This is a genomic window from Marinobacterium profundum (assembly GCF_001528745.1).
GTDB classification, from domain to species: domain Bacteria; phylum Pseudomonadota; class Gammaproteobacteria; order Pseudomonadales; family Balneatricaceae; genus Marinobacterium_A; species Marinobacterium_A profundum.
In genome coordinates this window covers 1-20149 of sequence record NZ_BCNS01000137.1, presented here as the reverse complement: position 1 = coordinate 20149, position 20149 = coordinate 1, and the positions used below count along the sequence as shown (strand labels likewise).

Here is a 20149-nt window from a genome sequence, read left to right as displayed (position 1 = left end):
TGTTGGGATATTTGATGGGTAGCTGTGGCTTTGGCCCGGCGCCCGGGCTAACGGCAACGACTGAACATAAGGATGCGATCATGATGTATGAAGGCCAGGCAATTAGCCTGCAGATTGTAGAGCCCGGCATCGCCGAGCTGGTATTCGATGTGCAGGGTGCATCGGTCAACTCCCTCACCAGTGCCCTGTTCGCGGAACTGCAGGCGGCGGTGCAGCAGTTGCGCGCAGCCCAGGGCATTGATGGCCTGCTGCTGCGCAGTGCCAAGTCTAACTTTATCGTTGGTGCCGACATCCCTGAACTGGCGCACCGCGCAAAGCAGGGTGCCGAGGAGCTGGCGCCCTGGATGACGAGCGTACATGATTTGCTGTGTGATATGGAAAGCCTGCCGCTGGTGTCGGTGGCGGCGGTCAACGGCCTGGCCCTGGGAGGCGGTTTTGAAATGGCGCTGGCGGCGGATTTTCGCGTGCTGGCCAGCGATGGCAAGGTGGGGCTGCCCGAAGTTCACCTGGGGCTCTTTCCAGGCTGGGGTGGCACTGTACGCCTGAGTCGCTTGATAGGGGCGCAGGCAGCACTGTCCTGGATGCTCAGCGGGCGCCCGCAGAATGCCACTGTGGCACTGGAGCAGGGTGCGGTGGATGCAGTGGCTGAGCCCGATGCACTGCATGAAACTGCGCTTGAACTGCTGCGTGGCAAGATCAAGGCGGGTTGTGATCTGCGCCGGGTACGTGAGCGCAAGCAGGCGCCGATGCTGGCCAGCGATAGGCTGCACAGTGAGCTGGCGGCGCTGGACAAGAAACTCGGCGAAAAGCTGGATCCCAATTATCCGGCGGGGCCCAGGGTGCTGGCGCTGGTACTGCGCCATATCACGCTGGATTTCCAGGCGGCGCTGCAGGCTGAGCAGCAGGGCTTTATTGAGCTGCTCAAAAGCGATTCGGCCCAGGCGCTGGTCGGCCTTTTCCTCAACGAACAGCTGCTCAAACGCAAGGCCAAGAATGCCCTCAAGCAGGCGGGGCAGGTCAAGCAGGCGGCGGTCATTGGTGCCGGCATAATGGGGGGCGGTGTCGCCTTTCAATCCGCCAGTAGTGGCACGCCCGTACTGATGAAGGACATTCAGCCCCAGGCGCTGGAGCTGGGCACGGCTACGGCGGCCAAGCTGCTGGATCGACAGATCCAGAAGGGCCGGCTGGACGAGGCGGGTAAAGCTCAGGTGCTGCAGGCCATCACCCCGACGCTCGAATACCAGGGCTTCGATCAGGTGGACCTGGTGGTGGAAGCGGTGGTGGAAAATGCCGCCATCAAGGCCAGTGTGCTGGCCGACGTGGAATCCAGGCTGCGCGAGGATGCGGTGCTCACCTCCAACACCTCGACCATATCCATCAGTTCACTGGCCGAGTCACTGCAACGGCCGGCGCAGTTTTGCGGCATGCATTTTTTCAACCCGGTGCATTTGATGCCGCTGGTGGAAGTAATAAGGGGGCGTGATACCAGCCCCCAGACCCTGGCCACGACCCTGGCGTACGCGGTTGCCATGGGCAAGAGCCCGATTGTGGTTAACGACTGCCCGGGCTTTTTGGTGAACCGCATTCTGTTTCCCTATTTCAACGGCTTTAACCGCCTGCTGCTGGACGGCGTGGATTTCGAGCGCATCGACCGGGTGATGGAGACCTTCGGCTGGCCCATGGGGCCGGCCTACCTGATGGACGTGATTGGTCTGGATACCTGCGTACATGCTGACAAAGTAATGATCGAAGGTTTCCCCGAGCGCATGTCCCACGAAGGTGTCTGCATTGCCGAGCAGTTGCTGGAGTCCGATTGCCTTGGGCAGAAGAATGGTCGCGGCTTCTATGAATACGCTGTGGATGACAATGGCCGCCGCACCCGGGTGGCGGCACCCAGGGCGCAGCAGCTGATAGATGTGGCCAAGGGGCCTGCACTGGAGCTAAGTGACCAGGATATTCTGGATCGCATGATGATTCCGCTGTGCATGGAGGCGGTACGCTGCCTGGAAGATGGTATTGCGGACTCAGCCGCGGAGGTGGACATGGGGCTGATCCTTGGGCTGGGCTTCCCGCGCTTTCGCGGTGGTGCGCTGCGCTATATCGACAGCCAGGGGGCGGCGGACTTCTGTCAGCGGGTCGAACGTCATGCAGCCTGTGGCGCGCTTTACCAGTTGACCGAAGGATTGAAAGTGCGCGTGCTTGGCGGTGAAACCTTCTTTTAAGCATCTGCCATCGCCTGTGCAGGATCTTCCAAGCCCGCGGTCCGGTTTTTCGGATCGCGGGCTTTGCTTTATCTGGCAGCACCTGCCTGCATTTGTAATTCGCTCATCCTGCCCCTACAATGCGCCCTGCTTCTGGTACCCAAGGGTTTTGCGCTTGGGTTTAATCGGGAAGCCGGTGCGCCTGACGGCGGGGTTTATCCCTATCGCGGCAATGCCGGCACTGCCCCCGCAACGGTAAACGACGTACACCCTTTTTGGCACTGGTGCCTGGAGGCTGCGCGCAACAGCGACACGCCACTGTGTTTATGCATGGGAAGGCGCTGTTTCAGAGTGCATCTGCATTCTGTCGTGAGTCCGGAGACCGGCCAAAAGCAATTTGTCGGCATCGCGGAGGGCTTTGCAGCGGCACGCAGGCGCTCAGATTTTACTGCGCGCGGCGTCCTCGTTTGTATCCTTCCGCGTTACCTCTCTCTTTGTTGATTGCCGTGCGGGTGAGTACGGGAAGGATCTGTTTTTAATGAAGTCTTATGCTTTTCCGGCAGCCCTGCTGCTGAGCTCCTCTGTGGTACTGGCCGACCAGGCCACGACCATGAGTCCGGTTGTTGTGACCGCGACCCGCACCGCCGAAACCGCTGATGAAACTCTGGCTTCGGTCACTGTCATCAGCCGTGAAGAAATCGAACGTAGTCAGGCGACGCTGTTGCCGGAAATTCTGCGCCGCGTGCCAGGCCTTTCTGTCGTCAACAATGGCGGCCTTGGCCAGTCCTCGTCGGTGTTCCTGCGGGGAACCAATTCCGACCATGTGCTGGTGCTGATCGATGGCATCAAAGTGGGTTCGGCGACCCTTGGCTCTTTTGCTTTCCAGGATATGCCGTTGTCCCAGATTGAACGCATCGAAGTGGTACGCGGGCCGCGCTCCAGTCTTTATGGATCCGAAGCCATTGGCGGTGTTATACAGATTTTTACCCGCAAGGGCACAGCCTCGGGTGAACTCAAGCCGCGTGTCAGTGTGTCCGTTGGCAGCCACGATACCTACCAGACTGATGCCGGTCTGTCCGGCGGTGACGCCGATGGCTGGTTTAATCTGGGCTTGAGCGCTTTAAATACCGATGGCTTTGACGTTAAGAATGATGGCGAGACCGATAAGGATGGCTATAGTAACCGGGCTGTAACCCTGCGAGTAGGGCGTGAGTTTGGCGACAGCTCCGAGGTGGAACTGCACTGGCTGCGCGCAGACGGTGAAACTGAGTTTGATGGCAGCTTCCAGAACGAAAGCGAGTCGCGCCAGCAGGTGCTGGGGGCGCGTATTTCTACGGCACTGACGGATAACTGGCAGTCGAGCCTGCAGCTGGGTCGCAGCTGGGATGAGAGTGACAACTTCCTGAATGGCGTTTTCAGCAGCCGCTTTGACACTGAGCGTGACAATGTCTCCTGGCAGAACGATATCGCTGTCGGTGTGTCCAATCTGCTGACTCTGGGGCTGGATTACCAGAATGATGAGGTCTCCAGTAACACGGACTTTGACGTGACTGAGCGAGACAACAAGGGTGCCTTTGCCCAGTACCAGGCGTCCCTGGGTCAACATGATCTGATCGCCAGTCTGCGCAGCGACGATAACGAACAGTTCGGCCGCCACAATACCGGCAGTCTGGCCTGGGGCTATGCTCTGGCCAATGATCTGCGCCTGAGCGCGAGCTACGGTACGGCCTTCAAGGCACCGAGCTTTAACGAACTCTACTACCCGGGCTACGGCAATGCTGATCTTGGCCCTGAGGAGTCCCGCTCACTGGAAGCGGGTCTTTCTGGCCCGCTGGGCAATGGTCGCTGGGCGGTAAACGTTTATGAAACCCGCATCGATGATCTGATCGCCTATGACTCCTCGATCTTTGGCCCTGCCAATATACAGAATGCTCGTATTCGCGGTATTGAAACTGTGTTGACGCAGTCCCTGGGTGCCTGGCTGTTCAGCGGTAACCTGACGTTGCTGGAGCATGAAGACAAGGATACCGGTAATGAACTGCCGCGCCGCGCCAGTGAAACCCTGCAGCTGGATCTGGATCGTCAGGTCGGTGCTCTGGGTCTGGGTGCCAGTGTGCATGTTGAGGGATCGCGCTACGACAACCTGTCCAACAGCCGCAAGCTCGATGGCTATAGCACTCTGGATCTGCGTGTCAGCTATGCCCTGGCGACGGACTGGTCGGTACAGGCACGGGTTTCCAACCTGTTTGATGACGAGTACGAGACTGCTGCGGATTACAACGAAGAAGGCCGTACTTTCTTCGTGACTCTGGCCTACCAGCCCTGATCAGGACATAGACAATGCTGCAACTCAGCTCCCGTGCCCAGCTTGTGCTGGGCCTGGTGCTGGCACTGATGATGGCCGCCTCGCGCGGCCATCATTTTGCCAGCCTGGAAAATCTTCCCAGTGCTTCCTGGGCACTGTTTTTTATCGCCGGTTTTTACCTCAGATCCAAATGGGCCTTTGCCGGCCTGATGCTTGAAGCTGTGCTGCTGGACATGATCGCCGTGGGCTTTCAGGGTGCTATTGACCTGTGCATCACTGTGTCCTATCCGATGCTGTTGCCGGCCTATGGCGCCCTCTGGATGGGTGGACAGTGGCTGGCAACGCGTTACCGTGCGCACTGGTCCATGCTGGGCAACTTGCTGCTGTCGGTATTGGTCGCATCTAGCCTGTGCCAGCTGATTTCCAGCGGCAGCTACTATTACTTCTCGGGGCGTTTTGCCGATCCGACTCTGGCCGAGTTTGCCCAGCGCATGTTGCGTTACGGGCCCCTGAGCCTGCAATCAATGGCGTTTTATATAGGCCTGACGACCCTGCTGCACGGGGCCTGGTTGTCGGCTGAGAAACTGCGGCATAGCCAGCACAGGGAGATCTCATGAGCGATTCAACATCCGCAGCACCCGAAAACGCTGCTGAGCAGGTGTCTGAAGCGGCGGCTAAGGAACTGCGCCATCAAGAGCGCATGAAGCGCAAAAAGGATGTGGTGGATGCCGCCATTGCCCGGGCCGATACGGTGCGCGGCATAGTGGTCGTGCTGACCGGCAACGGCAAGGGTAAAAGCAGCTCGGCCTTTGGCATGGTGGCACGCGCTTTGGGGCACGGTCAGCGCGTGGGCGTGGTGCAGTTTATCAAGGGCGCCTTCAGCACAGGCGAAGAGGCCTTCTTTCGCAAACTGCCGGGCGTGAGCTACCACGTTATGGGCGAGGGATTCACCTGGGAGACCCAGAACCGGGAGCGGGATGTCGCGGCGGCCATGGCCGCCTTTGATATCGCCTGCGGCCTGATGTCCGACCCGAACATTCACATGGTGGTGCTGGATGAACTCAGTATCGCCCTCAAGTATGGCTATGTGCCCCTTGAAGCCGTGATCGAGGCGGCCCAGGCACGGCCTGCACATCAGAACCTGATCATCACCGGGCGCGGCGCGCCGGCCGAGCTGATTGAGCTGGCCGACACCGTCACCGAAATGGGTGATGTAAAGCATGCTTTTCGTGCGGGGGTTAAGGCCCAGCACGGTATCGAACTTTAATACAGTCATGACCCGCCCCGACCAAAGCTTCAGTGATGCCGAGCGCGATGCGGTTTACCGCGCCATCCGCGAGCGTCGTGACATGCGGCATTTTTTACCAGGTGCTGTGCCAGCTGAGGTGCTGGCGCGTCTATTGGAGGCGGCGCACTGTGCGCCCAGTGTGGGCCTGATGCAGCCCTGGCGCTTTATCCGTATCTGCGATGCCACGCTGCGAACGGCTATTGTTGCGCTGGTGGAGCAGGAGCGCTGCAATACCGCCCGGGCGCTGGGGGAGCGGGAAGAGGAGTTTATGCGCCTCAAGGTGGAAGGCGTGCGCGAATGCGGTGAGTTGCTGGTGGTCGCCTTGGCAGACAAGCGCGAAGCTCATGTGTTTGGCCGTCGAACCCTGCCGGAAATGGATCTGGCCTCGGTGTCCTGTGCCATCCAGAATCTCTGGCTGGCCGCCCGCGCTGAGGGTCTTGGCATGGGCTGGGTATCTCTGTTTGATCCTGTCGCCCTGGCAGAGCTGCTGGATATGCCTGCGGGAAGTCAGCCGGTGGCCGTGCTCTGTCTGGGGCAGGTCGAAGCCTTTTATCCTCGCCCCATGCTGCAGGACAGCGGTTGGGCTGAGCCACGGCCGCTGACTGATTTGCTGTCGACCGATGGCTGGGACAGGAGTTAATGCCGGGCCTGTTTACGGGAGATGGATGGCACTCAGGCGATCTGCTCACGACGGCCTTGATCATGCTGGTGGCGGTCGTATTGGACGGGGTTCTGGGTGAGCCGCCGCTGCGCTGGCATCCGCTGGTGGCCTTCGGGCGCCTTGCGGCCCGGGTCGAGCAAGCGTTTCATGGCCGCTGGGGGCAGGGCGATAGAGCCCAGATTATCGCCGGTGCAATCGCCTGGCTGCTGCTGTTGGTGCCCGGGATTGTGCTGGCCTGGTGGCTGTCCGGCCTACCGCTGCTGGCGGAACTGGCCGCGGTGCTGGGGCTGTACTGGGCGCTGGGACATCGCAGTTTGCACGATCATGCACAACCGGTGTTCAGAGCCTTGCAACAGGGCGAAGAGGCTACAGCCCGGGATTATGCAGCTCGTATAGTCAGTAGAGACGCCGCAACACTGGATATTGAAAAATCAACTATTGAGTCAATTCTGGAAAACGGCAACGATGCGGTATTTGGTGCCCTGTTCTGGTTTGCCGTGGCGGGCCTGCCCGGTGTAGTGCTGTTTCGTCTGGCTAATACGCTGGATGCCAGCTGGGGTTACCGGTCGCCGCGCTACCTGTATTTTGGCCGGGCCAGCGCCCGTATCGACGATGTGCTTAACTGGCTGCCGGCCCGACTAACTGCGCTGAGCTATGCGCTGCTGGGCCAGACCCGCGTGGCGTTGCGCTGCTGGCGCACTCAGGCAGCGGCCTGCGACAGCCCCAATGGTGGCCCGGTGATGGCGGCAGGCGCAGGGGCGCTGGGTGTTCGCCTTGGCGGGCCTGCACGCTACCGGGGGCAGTGGCTGCAAAAGCCCTGGCTCGGGCAGGGGCCTGAACCTGTACCTGAGGATATCCCCCGGGCGCTGCGGCTGGTGCGGCACAGCGTCACGCTCTGGCTTCTGGTGTTAATAGTCGCGGGTCTGCTGATCTGAATTTTGCGACTTGCGTTGCAGTGCGCTGCTGATTAAAAACTGACTATGGAGTTTGAGCATGCTGCAACACGGTGGACGGCTGCGCCGCGCAGCGCTGCAGCAGGGAATCGCGCTGCACCGCTGGCTGGATCTGTCGACGGGCCTTAATCCCCAGGCCTGGCCGGTGCCAGCGCTTGACCCCCACTGCTGGGCACGCCTGCCCGAGGATGACGATGGCCTGGAAACGGCCGCGGTTGCCTATTATGGCTGCGACAGTCTGTTGCCCGTTGCCGGATCCCAGGCGGCCATTCAGGCGTTGCCAAGACTGCGTGCCCCCTGTGAGGTGCGGGTGATGTCGCCGGGCTACCAGGAACATCAGCACGCCTGGCGCCTTGCCGGTCATGAGGTGCAGCCGATATCCGCCGGTGAGTTGCGCGAGAGCCTGCCGGCGTCTGATGTGCTGGTACTGATTCACCCGGGCAACCCCTGTGGCGAGCGTATCAGTGCCGATGAACTCTTGGGCTGGCAGCGCCAGCAGGCGGCGCGCGGCGGCTGGCTGGTGCTGGACGAAGCCTTTATTGATGCGACCCCCGAGGCAAGTCTTGCGGCCTATGTGGGGCTGCCGGGGCTTATCATACTGCGCTCGGTGGGCAAGTTTTTTGGCCTGGCGGGTATTCGTGTGGGCTTTGTACTGGCACAGCCCGAGATTCTGCAGCCGCTGCGTGAACTGCTGGGGCCCTGGGCCGTCTCAGGGCCGGCCCGAGCGGCGGCCACGCAGGCGCTTAATGACCGGGGGTGGCAGGAGTCCATGCGCCTTCAGCTCGCCCGGGAAAGCGATCGCCTGGCCGCGCTGTTGCAGCGCCATCATCTGGCACCCGCTGGTGGCTGTGCCCTGTTTCAGTGGGTTCCTGCCGCCGATGCTGCGCGCCTGCATGCGGAGTTGGCGCAGCGGGCCATTTTTACCCGATTGTTTGAATTGCCCGCGAGCCTGCGCTTTGGTTTGCCGCCGGATGAAGCCGGCTGGGCACGGTTGGACAGGGCCTTGACGGAGATAAATGCATGAGCGCCACAACACCTATGATCAGCAATACCCTGATGATCCAGGGCACTACCTCTGATGCTGGCAAGAGCACTCTGGTCGCAGGACTCTGTCGTGTACTGGCGCGCCGGGGTGTCGCCGTGGCGCCGTTCAAACCACAGAACATGGCGCTCAATAGCGCCGTCACTGTGGATGGCGGTGAGATAGGGCGGGCCCAGGCGGTGCAGGCACAGGCCTGTTATCTGGCGCCCCATACCGATATGAACCCGGTGCTGCTCAAGCCTAATTCCGATACCGGCGCCCAGGTGATTATCCACGGCCACGCCATTGCCAATATGGAAGCCGGCATCTACCACGACTACAAAAAGGTCGCCATGCAGGCGGTGCTGGAGTCCCACGGGCGCCTGTGTGAGCAGTATCGCGCAGTGGTGGTGGAGGGGGCGGGATCACCCGCTGAGATCAATCTGCGCGCCCGGGATATCGCCAATATGGGCTTTGCCGAGGCAGTGGATTGTCCGGTGATCCTGATTGCCGATATTGATCGCGGCGGCGTTTTTGCCCATCTGGTGGGTACGCTGGACCTGCTGAGCGAAACCGAGCAGGCGCGGGTGGCGGGCTTTGTTATCAACCGTTTTCGCGGCGATATTGCGCTCTTGCAGTCGGGCCTCGACTGGCTGGAAGCACGTACCGGCAAGCCGGTGCTGGGGGTTTTGCCCTATCTGCATGGCCTGCACCTGGAAGCCGAAGATGCCGTGTCGCGGGATCATTACGCCAGGCCCGAAGGCGCCTGCCTGCGGGTACAGGTGCCGGTTATGCCCCATATCAGCAACCACACCGACTTTGATGCACTGCGCCTGCACCCGCAGATAGATTTTGAGTTTGTGGGCCCAGGCGAGACGCCGGGCCCTGCTGATCTGATTATTCTGCCGGGTTCCAAGTCGGTGCGCAGCGATCTGCACTGGTTGCGCGCCCAGGGCTGGGAAGCCCGGATTCAGCGGCATCTGCGTTATGGTGGCAAGTTGATCGGTATCTGTGGCGGCTATCAGATGCTGGGTCAGCAGGTGCAGGACCCGCTGGGGATTGAAGGGGCTCCGGGTATGAGTGCAGGTCTGGGCTTGCTTGAGATTGAAACAACACTTGAGGCCCACAAGCAGCTGCGCAACGTAACCGGGACCCTGATGCTGAACGGCGCCACTGTGGCGGGATACGAAATTCATCTGGGTGTTACCCGGGGGGCGGGCCTGCAGCGCCCGGCGCTGCAAATCGAGGGCCGGGATGAAGGTGCCCTGAGTCTGGATAATCAGATTCTTGGAACCTATCTACACGGTCTGTTCGACCAGGCCAGTGCTACCGATGCGCTGCTGGCCTGGGCTGGCTTTAGCGAGGCGGCAAGCCCCGACTATCAGGCACTGCGCGAGGCCGGCATAGACCGCCTGGCGGATTGCCTGGAAGCGCATCTGGATCTGGGCGCGGTGGATCGACTGCTGGATCTCTAGAGCATTTTCACGAAACACTTATCTGTCGATCGAGGTTGTTTTGAGTTCTTCCTTGCTTCGAGGCGGCCGGATATGGGTTGAGGTAAGATGAAAGTACTAGTTGCCTACTGCCCACCGAACCATCAGAGCGGCTCTTGCTTCCCCCTTATGAAGCCGGCGAGCACTGAGGTCATTCTGCGATCAGGCCCGAAGGGGCGCAACAGGGACTGATGCGCCTGCGATGAGGTACATGGATGTACCGTCAGCGCAGCCCGCTGAATGATCTCAGAGCGCAGCGAATAGGCTTCATCGGGGCGTGCTTTCTTTGGTTACTTTCTTTGCACGAGCAAAGAAAGTAACGCGCCAGCAAGGCGGAATATGCGCCATCAAACCGCTCCGATACCCCAGCCTGCACAGGCTCCAACAAAGTCACTTTAGTCTCGTCTCAACCATCGCAATGGGTCGATGTAAGATAAAAATGCTCTAGCTCGGCCTTTAGCGGTTAGAGTTTTCACAAACTAATATCCTGTTGCAGGATGAGCAAAGCGGAGCGCGGCGATCAATCGAGGCTGTTGGGCATGTCGTTACGCTCCTTTACCCAACCTTCCGTCCCTACCGGGCCATATTCGCCAAGTAGGGTGCAGCGAAGCGAAACCCATCAACCGATGGTTCAGTGTTGGGTTACGCCCCTTCGGGCCTGCACCCACCTGGCTATATTAAAAAGCAATGCTTAGATCAGTCGCTGGATCTACTAAACGCTGTTTGAGCTCAGGGTTTAAGCATCACAAAGCCCGCAAACAGCACCCAGGACAGCACCAGCAATATCCAGGGCAGCAGCGCGGGGCTTCCTGCGGATTCGGACTCTTGCGGCTGTTCCTCGGCATCGGATACCTGGCCCTGGGCCTTGACCTGTTTGACCCGCTTGTTCAGTTCCCGCGATTTGGCCTTGTGCTGTTTCTTGTACTCATCGATTCCGCGTTGAATTCCCTTGGCGATCAGCTTGGTCTGCTCTTTGGTCTGCCCAGGCTGCTGGGTGGCGCGGGCGACTGCCAGCGCTTCTTCCTGGGTTTCGGGGGAGGGTGCCTTCTGCTTGGAATATCTGACCATCGGTGATCTCTGTGTTTTCGGTGCGGTTCCGTTTATTCAGTGGCCTACGGTGACTGCGATCCTCGGCCGGGTCAATGAGGAAATGATGAATAGCTGCAAGATCAAGCCTTACGGCTGTGGCCCGGGCTTTGAATTCCCGACATCACGGCTCACAACAAAAAAAGGAGCCACGAGGGCTCCAAAGTGGGTCTCGGGCTGCAAAGCGCCAGAGATTTCTACGCCAGGCCCCGCCGAGGCGGGACCTTTCCGGGGTCTTACTTCATCGTCGGCATCGAGAACTCGGAGCCGGCGCGCAGGCCTGTGGGCCAGCGGGCAGTGATGGTTTTCATCTTGGTGTAGAAGCGAACGCCGTCCGGGCCGTGCATGTGTAGCGGGCCGAACAGGGAGCGTTTCCAGCCGCCAAAGCTGTGGAAGGCCATGGGTACCGGGATGGGGACGTTCACACCGACCATGCCGACCTGAATTTCTTCGCAGAACTGACGGGCGCTGTCGCCATCGCGGGTAAATATGGCAGTGCCGTTGCCGTATTCGTGATCATTGATCAGCTTCACCGCATCCGCATAAGACGCAACGCGTACCACGGACAGCACGGGTCCGAAGATTTCTTCGTCATAGATACGCATGCCGGGGCGGACCTTGTCGAACAGGGTTGGGCCGACGAAGTAACCATTCTCATGGCCTTCTGCCACAAATTCGCGACCATCGATCACCAGGGTGGCACCGTCTTCAACGCCCGAGTCAATATAACCCTTGACCTTGGCGGCGTGCTCTTTGGTGATCAGTGGGCCCATATGGGCTTCTTCCGGCAGGCCGACACCGGGGCCTACGCGCATGGTGGCGATTTCTTCGCCCAGGCGATGGATCAGGTTATCCGCAACTTCATCACCCACGCATACCGCTACTGAGATGGCCATGCAGCGCTCACCGGCAGAACCGTAGGCTGCGCCCATCAGGGAGTGAACCACCTGTTCGGGATCGGCATCCGGCATCACGACCATGTGGTTTTTGGCGCCGCCCAGCGCCTGTACACGCTTGCCGTTGGCGCTGGCGGTCTTGTAGATGTATTCGGCGATGGGGGTGGAACCCACAAAGCTGACCGCGCCAACACGTTCGTCGGTCAGCAGTACGTCAACGGCTTCCTTGTCGCCGTTAACGATGTTGAACACACCCTTGGGCAGGCCGGCTTCAGCCAGCAGTTCTGCCAGACGGTAGGTGGTGCTCGGGTCCTTCTCGGATGGCTTCATCACGAAGGTGTTGCCGCAGGCGATGGCGACCGGGAACATCCACATAGGCACCATGGCGGGGAAGTTGAACGGGCTTATGCCCGCGCAAACGCCCACCGGTTGCATCTTGGAGTAGCTGTCCACGCCACGGCCGACGTTCAGGCTGTGCTCGCCCTTGAGCAGATGCGGAATGCCGCAGGCAAACTCCACCACTTCCAGACCGCGGGTCAGCTCGCCTTTGGCATCGGAGAATACTTTGCCGTGCTCGGCGGTGATCATGGCGGCAATTTCGTCGGCGTTTTCTTCGATCAGTGCCTTGAACTTGAACATGACACGGGCGCGGTTCAGCGGAGAAACCTTGCTCCAGCCCTCTAGTGCTTCCTGCGCAGAGGCGATGGCAGCACGGGTTTCGTCGGCGCTGGAAAGCGCAACTTTCATGCTTGGCTCACCGGTGGCAGGGTTGTAGACGGTCGCGGTGCGGCCGCTCTGGCTGGCGACATGTTCGCAGTTGATGTAGTTGCCCAGAGTTTTCATGCTGTTTCCTTTTAATCGTGTCAGTGAGTGCCCGCAAGGCTCGTATTAGCTGCGGATCTCGAGTCCGGCATTGTCACAGAAGCGCTGCAGGTGATTGCGACCCAGGGTCGCGTAAGTCAGCGGGTGCGCAACGCTTGGATCCTGTTCGGCCTCAACCACCAGCCAGCCTTCGTAGCTGCTGGCCTTAAGGGCCTTGAACAGGGTTTCGTAGTCAATAAAGCCATCGCCCGGCACGGTGAAAACACCGTTAAGCATGGCGCTGAGAAAGCTCAGGTCACGGTTTTTGGCATCCCGCATGATCTCGGGACGGATATCCTTGCAATGCACATGGCAGATGCGGTCTGCGTGGCGCTGCTGTACCGCCAGTGGGTCACCGCCGGCGTAGGTCATGTGGCCTGTGTCGAGCAGCAGGCCCAGGGCATCGGAGGTGCCGGCCATCAGGCGATCGACTTCGGCTTCGGTTTCGACCACGGTGCCCATATGGTGGTGGTACGCCAGGCGCACACCCTGGGCGAGACAGTATTCGGCCACTGTATCCAGGCGCTCAAGGAACAGGGTCCACTGGGCATCGTTCATCACCGGGCGCTGAGTCACCGGGGTTTCGATCTGGCCGTGCACGCAGCCGGTGACTTCGCAGAACACCATGACCTTGGCACCGAGGGACTTGAGAAGTGTCAAGTGACCCTGGAGCGCCGCGATTTCGTCTTCGGCGCTGCGGTTCAGCAGCTCACTGCTGTACCAGCCGGATACCAGGCTCAGGCCGTGGCTGTCCAGAATCGGGCCCAGGGCTTCAGGGGTACGGGGGAATTTCTGGCCCAGTTCAAAGCCTGCGTAACCGGCCTGCTTGCCTTCGGTGAGGCAGGTATCCAGCGAGGTGTCGGCGCCCAGCGCCGGCATGTCATCGTTGGTCCAGGTCAGCGGGTTGATACCAATGCGTACACTCATTCTGTTCTCCAAAATCGCAGCAATTAGATTGTTTGTTATCGAGTGCTAGATATTTTGCAGCTGACGGGCCTTGAAGGACTCGTAGCGGCGGCGTGCTTCCATCACCTGTTCGCGCGGCGATACCTCGGGCACGGCGACATCCCACCAGGAACCGCCTTCTTCTGCGGCATTGACGACATCGGTATCCAGGGTGATCAGGTAGCTGATAGGCGAGGCCTTGGCGCGTTCCAGAGCCGCTTCCAGTTGCTGAATATTACCGACCTTTTCAGCCCTGGCGCCGAGTGCCCGGGCGTGGCCTGCGAAGTCGGTTTTGGGTGCGCCACCTTCAACGGTGAGGCAGTCTTCCAGCATGTTGTTAAAGCCGGGGCCGCCGCAGAACTGCTGCAGACGGTGGATGCAGCCAAAGCCGCGGTTATCCAGCACCACCATGACGATCTTGTGGCCCAGCATGACCGAGGTGGCAATTTCGGAGTTGAGCATCAGGTAGGAGCCATCTCCCACCATGACAAAGATCTCGGAATCGGGTTTGGCCATTTTGGCGCCCAGACCACCTGCCAGCTCGTAGCCCATGCAGGAGTAGCCGTATTCCATGTGGTAGCCGCGATCAAAGCGGGTACGCCACAGTTTTTGCAGCTCGCCCGGCAAGCCGCCCGCGGCACAGACCACTATGTCCTTTTCGCCGGCAGCGCGGTTTACCGCACCCACGACTTCGGCATCGGTGGGCAGATTGGTGCCTCTATCCGTGGTGGCCACGTCCACTGAGTGATTCCACTGCACGCGCAACTGGGCCGCTTTTTCGATCCAGTTGCCTTCGGGCTGCCAGCCGTCCAGGCCAGCTTCCAGCAGGGCCAGCGCCAGTTTGGCATCGCCGACCAGCGGCAGCGCCCTGTGTTTGATGGCATCGAAGGAGGCGACGTTAAGGCACAGCAGTTTGGCGTTCGGGTTGATCAGGGCGCGGGAACCCGTGGCGAAATCGCCCAGGCGGGTGCCCACGGCAATGATCAGGTCGGCTTCTGCTGCCAGTGCATTGGTGGAGGCCGCACCTGTAACACCCACAGTGCCCATATTCCGTTCATGATCCCAGGGCAGGGCCCCCTTGCCGGCCTGGGTTTCACCCACCGGCAGGTTGAAGCGGGTGACCAGGGCATCCAGTTCTTCCAGGGCGCCTGAGTAGTGCACGCCGCCGCCTGCGATCAGCAGTGGCTTCTTGGCCTGGCGAATCAGGGCTATGGCGTCTTCTAGCTCGCGCTGATCCGGCGCCTGGCGGCGCAGCTGATGCAGTTTCTCGTTAAAGAAATGCTCCGGGTAGTCGTAGGCCATGGTCTGCACATCCTGCGGCAGCGCCAGGGTCACAGGTCCGCATTCGATCGGATCTGTCAGCACGCGCATGGCCTGGGGCAGGGAGGTCAGCAGCTGTTCCGGGCGGGTAATGCGATCGAAAAAGCGGCTTACCGGCTTGAAGCAGTCGTTGGATGTGAGCGTATGGTCATGAAAATTCTCGACCTGCTGCAGTACCGGGTCCGGCAGACGGGTGGCAAAGGTATCCCCCGGCAGGAAGAGCACTGGCAGACGGTTAACGTGGGCCACGGCGGCGGCGGTCACCATATTGACGGCACCTGGGCCTGCGGAAGCGGTGCAAGCCATCATCTGTCGGCGATTCAGCGTCTTGGCATAGGCGATGGCGGCGTGGGCCATGCCCTGCTCATTGTGGGCGCGGTAGGTGGGCAGCTGGTCCTGCACCTGATAGAGCGCTTCGCCAAGGCCTGCCACGTTGCCGTGACCGAAGATGGCCCAGCAACCGGCGAACATGGGCTTGAGTTCACCGTCGATCAGCACTTTTTGTGCCGTCAGATAGCGAATGACGGCCTGCGCCATGGTGAGTCTGATTGTCTTCATGAATCTTATCTCCGGCTTAGCTGGCGGTGCGTTCGCGCCAGTACTGAATCAGTTGCAGGTAGTTATTGCTGACGCCGTCGATCAGGCTTTCATCATCGATTTCGCCGGCCAGCCACTGGCGGCTTTCCTTCGCCCAGAGAGTGCGGCCAATGGTGAAGCCCTTGCAGATATCAAAGCCTGCGGTGTTATTGAAGCCCTGGCGGATTTCCTCAATCGGTGCATCCAGACCCAGCAGTACCACGCCACGGCAATGGGGCGCGCGGGTTTTGATCAGGTCGCTGATCTGTGCCCAGGCGTTGCGACTCGGTGAGGGTAGTTTCCACCAGTCTGGGCGGACTCCCAGGTTGTAGAAGCGGGCCAGGGAACGTACCAGGGTGCTGTCGTCCTGGGGCATGTCCCTGGGGGGAATCAGCTCCAGCAGCAGTTCGTGGCCGGAGGCACAGCAGGCCTTGTAGAGTTCCATGGCCTGGCGTTCCTGGGCCAGGCGGGTCTCGATGGCGTGGTCTGGGTGGTAGAAAATCAGGCATTTCACCACGTGTTCGCGGGGCCATTCACGCAGGCGTGAGCCAATGGAGCGGCCGCCTTCGAGTTCGATTGGCAAAGACGAGGGCAGTTCCACCGGGCGCCCGATCCACCAGCCCTGGCCGGTAACATCGTTCAGCGCATCCTGGCCGTAGGTATCGTCGATCAGTACGCCGACGTTGCCGTTGAGGCCCGCAGTGTCGGCGCCGCGACGGGCAGCCTGTACCAGCAAGCGCTTGAGGGATTTTATGCGCACAGGATCTGCGCCTACTGCTTTGGCCATATCGAACAGCTGCTTGCGGTGGTCAAATGCCAGGCCGCAAATTTCGTTCCACTCGCCATTGCTGCGGGTTGTAACGCGGTGCAGGTAGTTGAGCTCCGTATCCTGGTCCGGGCGCGGGATTTCGTGGGCGTGCAGCAGGTAGTAGTCCAGTTCCTCGCCACTGGGGATGGCTGGTGCGCAGCCGTGGCGCGACACCACCAGGGCGCCGCAGGCATTGGCGTATGCGCAGCAACGCTCGGGGCTTTCATCACGCAGGTAGCCGCGCAGGTAGCCCGACATAAAAGCATCGCCAGCACCCAGCACATTGAGCACATCTACCCGTACGCCGGTGAAGACATCGAAGCTGTCCATGCTGTCGGGGATGGCGCCTTCCAGTACTGTGCAACCCAGGGCGCCGAGCTTGAGCACTATAGTGGCATCGCTCAGCTCGCGAATTTTCTTCAGTGCGGTGATGGTGTCGGTGCTGCCGCCGGCGATATGCACTTCTTCCTCGGTGCCCACGATCAGGTTGCAGTAGGGCAGCACGGTTTGCAGGTGGGCGCTGACGCTGTCATCGGAGACGAAGCGGTTTTCGCCTTCACCTATACCCGTGAGGCCCCAGAGTACCGGGCGATAATCGATATCCAGAATGACTTTGGTACCGGCGGCACGGGCGTGTTCCATGGCCGTTTTGCTGGCGGCGTAGGTCTGTTCGGTGGAAAAGTGTGTGCCGGTAATCAGCAGGGCGCGGCTGGAGGCAATAAACTCGGGCGAGAAATCATCTGGGCTTATCGCCATATCGGCGCAGTCGCGTCGGTAGAAGATCAGCGGGAAGGTTTCCTGATCCTTGATACCCAGAATCACCAGGCCGGTATGACGTTCGGGGTCAGTCTTTACATGGCTGACATCAACACCGGCACGGGCCAGTTCTTCGCGCACAAAACGCCCCATGTGCTCATCACCTACCCGCGTCAGCATGGCGGATTTGAGGCCCAGGCGTGCGGTACCAAAGGCGATGTTGGCCGATGAGCCCCCCAGGTATTTCGCAAAGCCGGACATGTCTTCCAGACGGCTACCGATCTGATCGCCGTAAAAGTCCACGGCGGCTCTGCCAAGGCAGATGACATCCAGTGGCCGGTCTGCGCTGCTGGCGCTGAAGTTGCTCATAGGGTGATGCTCCTGGGCCGTGCGTCCCACGGCGACTGTGCTTATTGTCGTAATTTGAAAAAGTATTCCAAATCTGTTGCCGGCAGCTCGCTATTCAGTATGACCGACTATAGGGCTTTAGTGGCGGTCATAGGGCAAGCTGTACGGTTTACCCACGGGCTCTGTGAGCTCTTAGTGGTGAGTGTCTGGATCGAGAATAGAATAAAAATTCCATAACAGCAACAGAATGGAAAATATTTTTTATTTAAGTGTCTTAAATGACGTCAGAGCCACGGCCTATAGAAGCTCCTGTACCGGCCAGATAGGTTGCAGACAGCTATTTAGAGACACAGATACTGCGCTAAAGGGGATGTTGTGACCTTCAATATGGAATAAATATTCTGTGAATATTGAAACAGGAACATAAATTCCTTATGGTTGGGTTATCGCACGGGCCTTAATGCCGCCACGAGCAGGTGCAGAGGCCGGCGCTACTTCATTTTTGGAAATTTCATTCCAATTCAGTGGCGCGGGGGTTATAAGGAACCCTGAACACTGGAGGGACGCGGAACCATGAATGCAGTACCCCAAACACTGGCCGATCTGAAGTCAGCCATCGCTGAACAGCACTCGGTGCTGAGCAAGCGCCTGCGCCAGGTGGCGCAGTATGTGATGGACAACCCCAATGCGATTGCCTTTGGCACCGTTGCGGTGATTGCCAAGGATGCCAGTGTGCATCCTTCGACGCTGGTGCGTTTTGCCAATGCCTTTGGTTATAGCGGCTTTAGCGAAATGCAGCGGCTGTTTCAGCAAAAGCTGATTCAGGAGTCGCCCAGCTATACCGAGCGCATCCGCATAGCGCGCGAAGAACTGGGGGATGACAGCCGGGATACACCGCTGCAGCTGCTGTCACAGTTTGCCGGCGCCAGCGCCGTGGCGCTGGAACAGCTGCGCGACAGCATCAGCGAGGAAGATCTCGAGCGGGCGGTGGATATTCTGGCCGCAGCCGAAGCCACCCATGTGGTGGGTGTGCGCCGTGCCTTTGTGGTAGCGACCTATTTCGCCTATGCACTGCGTCATATTGACCGTCGCGCCTATCTGATTGACGGCGTGGGGGGCATGTACGCCGAGCAGGGCGGTGCTATTGGCAAGGGCGATGCGATCATCGCCACCAGTTTCCACCCCTATGCACCGGAAACCCAGGACGTCGCCAAGGCGGCGGTCGAGCGCGGTGTACCGCTGATACTGATTACCGACAGTCAGCTCAGCCCGCTGGCGGCGCTGGCCTCTGTCTGTTTTGTGGTACGCGATGCCGAAGTACATGGTTTTCGTGCTCTTGGCTCCACCCTTTGCCTGGCTCAGGCGCTGTCGATCAGCCTGGCCTACCGGGTCGACAAGCAGACTGTGGCCGGCTAAATACCGGGCGGGGCTGGTTGCTACCCACTGAACTCTTAACCCTAATAAAGGTGAAATTCATGTCCAAGCTCCTGTCCCGCCCGACAACGCCCGATGAACAGGGCTGTATTCAGCGTATAACGCCTGCCTCCGCTGGCTGGGACTATGTCGGTTTTGAGGTCTACCAGTTGCAGCCAGGCCAGGTGCTGGAGCAGGCGACTGGCGATCAGGAAGTCTGCCTGGTGCTGGTCAGTGGTCTGGCGGATATCGCTACCGAGCAGGAAAGCTGGACTGGGCTTGGCGAGCGCATGAGCGTATTCGAGCAGAAGGCGCCCTATAGCGTGTATGTACCGCCCTCGGATAGTTACCGCGTCACGGCCACGACAGTACTGGAGCTGGCGGTGTGCAAGGCACTCGCCAAGGGCGAGTTTGGTGCCCGCCTGATTACCCCGGCTGATACCCGTTACGAGATGCGAGGCGAGGGTACCAACCAGCGTCATGTGTGCAATATCCTGTTCGGCAACATGGCTGCAGAACACCTGCTGGTGTGCGAAGTCTTCACCCCCGGCGGTAACTGGTCCAGCTATCCGCCGCACAAGCATGATCGTGACGCGGCTCCGGCGGAAACTCGACTGGAAGAAACCTACTACCACCGTATCAACCCACCCCAGGGCTTTGCCTTCCAGCGCGTTTATACGGATGATCGCAGCCTGGATGAAACCATGGCGGTGGAAGACCGCAATGTGGTGATGGTGCCTGAGGGTTATCATCCAGTTGGAGCAGCCCACGGCTATGACCTTTATTACCTCAATGTAATGGCCGGCCCCGAACGTACCTGGATCTTCCACAATGACCCCGATCACGAATGGATGATTAAAAAGGCCTGATCAGGCTCTCTGCCTGTTTCATTGAAGGCGGCAGCCGGTTGTGACCCTGTCGCACCTGGCTGGCCGCTGTGTTTCTGATGTGCCCCCGCAAAAGTGAACACACTAGGAGGCTGTCCGACAATACTCAACCTACTGCGAGCCACCTGAGTTTGGCTGTTTTTTGTGCTGTTTTGCGTTAAATAGAACCACTATTCGCCTTAAAACACCGCAAAAACCCGCTCAAATCAGTCGGCTCTCGCTACGGCCAGCATTCTCGGACAGCCTCCTAGGAGGCTGTCCGACAATACTCAACCTACTGCGAGCCACCTGAGTTTGGCTGTTTTTTGTGCTGTTTTGCGTTAAATAGAAA

The 20149-nt window shown here is 59.7% G+C and carries 15 protein-coding genes and 1 riboswitch; of the genes, 10 read left to right on the top strand and 5 right to left on the bottom strand.

The window, feature by feature from the left end; genetic code table 11:
* The first annotated feature begins 80 nt into the window (after nucleotides 1-80).
* The 8 genes from fadB (at nucleotide 81) to MPRO_RS15705 (ending at nucleotide 9904) form a co-directional block, all read left to right on the top strand.
* Nucleotides 81-2222, top strand: coding sequence for a fatty acid oxidation complex subunit alpha FadB (gene fadB / locus MPRO_RS15740; RefSeq protein ID WP_067294766.1), 2142 nt, complete (start codon nucleotides 81-83; stop codon nucleotides 2220-2222).
* 116 nt (nucleotides 2223-2338) lie between these two features.
* Nucleotides 2339-2606, top strand: a riboswitch (cobalamin riboswitch).
* Nucleotides 2607-2739: 133 nt separating this feature from the next.
* Nucleotides 2740-4527: a TonB-dependent vitamin B12 receptor gene (gene btuB / locus MPRO_RS15735; protein ID WP_067294762.1), complete on the top strand. Its 1788-nt coding sequence runs from the start codon at nucleotides 2740-2742 to the stop codon at nucleotides 4525-4527.
* A 14-nt stretch (nucleotides 4528-4541) separates the two neighbouring features.
* Complete coding sequence (locus MPRO_RS15730) at nucleotides 4542-5123, top strand: cobalamin ABC transporter (RefSeq protein WP_067294759.1); 582 nt, start codon at nucleotides 4542-4544, stop codon at nucleotides 5121-5123.
* Complete coding sequence (gene cobO / locus MPRO_RS15725; RefSeq protein ID WP_102136321.1) at nucleotides 5120-5773, top strand: cob(I)yrinic acid a,c-diamide adenosyltransferase; 654 nt, start codon at nucleotides 5120-5122, stop codon at nucleotides 5771-5773. Before MPRO_RS15730 ends, cobO begins: the two co-directional genes overlap by 4 nt.
* A 7-nt stretch (nucleotides 5774-5780) precedes the next feature.
* Nucleotides 5781-6434, top strand: a complete 654-nt coding sequence (gene bluB / locus MPRO_RS15720) for a 5,6-dimethylbenzimidazole synthase (protein ID WP_067294758.1) — start codon at nucleotides 5781-5783, stop codon at nucleotides 6432-6434.
* Entirely contained in the window at nucleotides 6434-7390 is a 957-nt protein-coding gene (gene cbiB / locus MPRO_RS15715; RefSeq protein WP_082708863.1) for an adenosylcobinamide-phosphate synthase CbiB, read from the top strand. Before bluB ends, cbiB begins: the two co-directional genes overlap by 1 nt.
* A gap of 58 nt (nucleotides 7391-7448) precedes the next feature.
* Nucleotides 7449-8432: a threonine-phosphate decarboxylase CobD gene (gene cobD, locus MPRO_RS15710; protein ID WP_067294756.1), complete on the top strand. Its 984-nt coding sequence runs from the start codon at nucleotides 7449-7451 to the stop codon at nucleotides 8430-8432.
* Nucleotides 8433-8446: 14 nt separating this feature from the next.
* Nucleotides 8447-9904 (top strand): cobyric acid synthase, encoded by a 1458-nt coding sequence (locus tag MPRO_RS15705; protein WP_067294786.1) that lies wholly within the window; start codon nucleotides 8447-8449, stop codon nucleotides 9902-9904.
* Nucleotides 9905-10651: 747 nt separating this feature from the next.
* On the opposite strand, the gene MPRO_RS15700 is transcribed toward MPRO_RS15705, so the two are convergent.
* The 5 genes from MPRO_RS15700 to MPRO_RS15680 all read right to left on the bottom strand — a co-directional run bounded on the left by MPRO_RS15700 (nucleotide 10652) and on the right by MPRO_RS15680 (nucleotide 17539).
* Entirely contained in the window at nucleotides 10652-10990 is a 339-nt protein-coding gene (locus MPRO_RS15700; RefSeq protein ID WP_067294753.1) for a DUF2956 domain-containing protein, read from the bottom strand.
* 254 nt (nucleotides 10991-11244) lie between these two features.
* Entirely contained in the window at nucleotides 11245-12747 is a 1503-nt protein-coding gene (locus tag MPRO_RS15695; RefSeq protein ID WP_067294751.1) for a CoA-acylating methylmalonate-semialdehyde dehydrogenase, read from the bottom strand.
* Nucleotides 12748-12792: 45 nt separating this feature from the next.
* Nucleotides 12793-13692 (bottom strand): myo-inosose-2 dehydratase, encoded by a 900-nt coding sequence (gene iolE, locus MPRO_RS15690; RefSeq protein WP_067294748.1) that lies wholly within the window; start codon nucleotides 13690-13692, stop codon nucleotides 12793-12795.
* A gap of 45 nt (nucleotides 13693-13737) precedes the next feature.
* The gene (gene iolD / locus MPRO_RS15685; RefSeq protein WP_067294745.1) at nucleotides 13738-15588 is read right to left on the bottom strand and encodes a 3D-(3,5/4)-trihydroxycyclohexane-1,2-dione acylhydrolase (decyclizing); all 1851 of its coding nucleotides are present in this window, start codon (nucleotides 15586-15588) and stop codon (nucleotides 13738-13740) included.
* A 16-nt stretch (nucleotides 15589-15604) separates the two neighbouring features.
* Nucleotides 15605-17539: a bifunctional 5-dehydro-2-deoxygluconokinase/5-dehydro-2-deoxyphosphogluconate aldolase gene (locus MPRO_RS15680; protein ID WP_067294743.1), complete on the bottom strand. Its 1935-nt coding sequence runs from the start codon at nucleotides 17537-17539 to the stop codon at nucleotides 15605-15607.
* 552 nt (nucleotides 17540-18091) lie between these two features.
* On the opposite strand from MPRO_RS15680, the gene MPRO_RS15675 reads away from it, so the two are divergent.
* Complete coding sequence (locus tag MPRO_RS15675) at nucleotides 18092-18934, top strand: MurR/RpiR family transcriptional regulator (RefSeq protein WP_067294740.1); 843 nt, start codon at nucleotides 18092-18094, stop codon at nucleotides 18932-18934.
* Between the two features lie 59 nt (nucleotides 18935-18993).
* Nucleotides 18994-19800 carry a 5-deoxy-glucuronate isomerase gene (gene iolB, locus MPRO_RS15670; RefSeq protein ID WP_067294738.1) on the top strand — a complete coding sequence of 269 codons (807 nt, stop codon included), beginning with the start codon at nucleotides 18994-18996 and terminating at the stop codon, nucleotides 19798-19800.
* Nucleotides 19801-20149 lie beyond the last annotated feature (349 nt).

Bases quoted from the DNA above. Each gene is read 5' to 3' on its own strand.
- cobD (WP_067294756.1), top strand. From the start codon at position 7,449: ATGCTGCAACACGGTGGACGGCTGCGCCGCGCAGCGCTGCAGCAGGGA.
- MPRO_RS15730 (WP_067294759.1), top strand. From the start codon at position 4,542: ATGCTGCAACTCAGCTCCCGTGCCCAGCTTGTGCTGGGCCTGGTGCTG.
- MPRO_RS15700 (WP_067294753.1), bottom strand. From the start codon at position 10,990: ATGGTCAGATATTCCAAGCAGAAGGCACCCTCCCCCGAAACCCAGGAA.
- iolB (WP_067294738.1), top strand. From the start codon at position 18,994: ATGTCCAAGCTCCTGTCCCGCCCGACAACGCCCGATGAACAGGGCTGT.
- iolE (WP_067294748.1), bottom strand. From the start codon at position 13,692: ATGAGTGTACGCATTGGTATCAACCCGCTGACCTGGACCAACGATGAC.
- cbiB (WP_082708863.1), top strand. From the start codon at position 6,434: ATGCCGGGCCTGTTTACGGGAGATGGATGGCACTCAGGCGATCTGCTC.
- fadB (WP_067294766.1), top strand. From the start codon at position 81: ATGATGTATGAAGGCCAGGCAATTAGCCTGCAGATTGTAGAGCCCGGC.
- bluB (WP_067294758.1), top strand. From the start codon at position 5,781: ATGACCCGCCCCGACCAAAGCTTCAGTGATGCCGAGCGCGATGCGGTT.
- cobO (WP_102136321.1), top strand. From the start codon at position 5,120: ATGAGCGATTCAACATCCGCAGCACCCGAAAACGCTGCTGAGCAGGTG.
- btuB (WP_067294762.1), top strand. From the start codon at position 2,740: ATGAAGTCTTATGCTTTTCCGGCAGCCCTGCTGCTGAGCTCCTCTGTG.
- MPRO_RS15705 (WP_067294786.1), top strand. From the start codon at position 8,447: ATGATCAGCAATACCCTGATGATCCAGGGCACTACCTCTGATGCTGGC.
- iolD (WP_067294745.1), bottom strand. From the start codon at position 15,588: ATGAAGACAATCAGACTCACCATGGCGCAGGCCGTCATTCGCTATCTG.
- MPRO_RS15675 (WP_067294740.1), top strand. From the start codon at position 18,092: ATGAATGCAGTACCCCAAACACTGGCCGATCTGAAGTCAGCCATCGCT.
- MPRO_RS15695 (WP_067294751.1), bottom strand. From the start codon at position 12,747: ATGAAAACTCTGGGCAACTACATCAACTGCGAACATGTCGCCAGCCAG.
- MPRO_RS15680 (WP_067294743.1), bottom strand. From the start codon at position 17,539: ATGAGCAACTTCAGCGCCAGCAGCGCAGACCGGCCACTGGATGTCATC.